The sequence below is a fragment of the Pseudochrobactrum sp. sp1633 genome (genome assembly GCF_030376605.1).
GTDB lineage: Bacteria > Pseudomonadota > Alphaproteobacteria > Rhizobiales > Rhizobiaceae > Pseudochrobactrum.
On the sequence record NZ_JARRAE010000043.1, the window covers coordinates 1 to 1,785 of the forward strand.

Consider the following 1,785-nt stretch of genomic DNA (forward strand, 5'->3'; position numbering starts at 1 on the left):
TGTTTTAGCAAGTTAAAGTTGCGACGTTCCCAGCAAAATAGAAATGCGACAGGCGCTGACGACAGCCCCCATTCCGAGAGGCTGGTCTGGGTTGCAAGCGAGGAATGGGGGCGAGTGAATACCCGCCTCTTCGGCTTTAGCTTTCTCAGTAGCAATTGTTCTGTCATTAGTTGATACTCGGCCCACCTATATCGGCTACGCTAAGCCATATCAGCGTCCATTGACGAGCTTTATTCCTGCGCCGGCTGTCTCAATAGGGCTTGTTCTCGCCGAGCAATGACAGCAGGATCGTTCATGTAGGCTGTGCGCGATTTACGCTCTCGCTTCTGATAGCCGTTGGCGGTGCTGCCGTCGCGGACGCCAAACATATGGTCCGTCTGTCCCGTGCGACGCGGACCACTCTTGCTGCGTTGCTGTTCCCGTCCAGCCTGCATCTCAGCCACAAGAGCCAGCATGTCGTCCAGCCGTTTGTTCTCGACAACGGGTGAGCGATGAACCGAACGCAATTTGTCAAACGTTCTATAGGGCAGGGTGTCCGTGCCGTGCATGATTTCAAGGCGACCGTCCGGATAATCGCAGACAATGACCTTTTGACGGGCCAGTCGTTTTGCAATCTCCGTTGGCTCCAGGATGAACAATACCTTGTCGTAGCGCAGCGTCAGAGACTGCGACAGTGTCCGCACTTCCTTCCGGCACAGTGCGCCGTCGAGGTTCTCATGCGCAGCCAGCGGCCGATGCATATCCTTCGGATTGCGCGGTAGCTTACCAAAACGGGCATTGAAATCTGCAATGAATTCCGGTGCATAAGCATTTGCTGCTTCCATCGTATCAATGCCGCGCAATCGCAACTCCTTCACTAGGCGATCCTGCAAAGTTCTGTTTGCACGCTCGACACGGCCTTTGGCCTGTGGGGTATTGGCACAGATAATATCAATGTTCAGCTCATAAAGTGCCCGGCCGAATTGCGTTAGCCCACTCGTTCGATCTTTCTCAGAACCATGGGTGGAGCGAAATACTCCATGCTTGTCGCTGTAAAATGCCAGCGGCTTGCCCCATTGCTCCAGATAGGCCTTCGTCGCATGGAAATAATCAAATGTGTTCTCTGATCCGGCAAAACGCAGATGCAGAAGCTTACCGGTTGCATCATCAATATAAACGAGGAGGGCGCATTTGGGCCCCCGACCCTCGAACCACCAATGATGTGAACCGTCAATCTGCACTAGTTCACCAAAACAATCGCGCCGGCCGCGCGGTTGAAATACACGTTTTTTGCGTTCTCGGCGTGAAATCCATATACCTGCAGCTGTCATCCACTGGCGCAGCGTTTCTTTACTGACTGAAAGTTGATGCAGCTCAACCAGCTTCTCACAGGCCAGTGTCGGGCCAAAATCCCGATAATAAGCCCGTATAAGATCCAGCACCGTATTCCGGAAATCCTCGCTGTAACGGCGATTGCTCGGGTGACCACGTTTGCCTGAAACAAGGCCAGCCGCACCAAACTTGTCAAAGGCCTGTAAAAGACGATGAATCTGGCTGCGACTGAGATCGAGCAATGCAGTCGCCTGAACAACAGTCAGGCGGCGATCCCGTATCTTCTGAATAACTTCTAATCGATTGAGTTCTTTCTGCGACATTGTGATCAAACAAGACATGACGGCTCCCATCCGCTGCTTGCATTCGGAACCCCAGTCTTCCTTTCTTTATTCTGTTTGAACAGGGCATGAGCTGCAAAATCTGTCGCATCTCTAATTTGCCCAAGTGTCGCATCTCTATATAGCTGTTATA

At 52.3% G+C, this 1,785-nt stretch carries 1 protein-coding gene; it reads right to left on the minus strand.

The window, feature by feature from the left end:
* Positions 1 to 230: 230 nt before the first annotated feature.
* Positions 231 to 1,652: an ISNCY family transposase gene (locus tag P8H26_RS18000; protein ID WP_116089503.1), complete on the minus strand. Its 1,422-nt coding sequence runs from the start codon at positions 1,650 to 1,652 to the stop codon at positions 231 to 233.
* Positions 1,653 to 1,785: the final 133 nt, after the last annotated feature.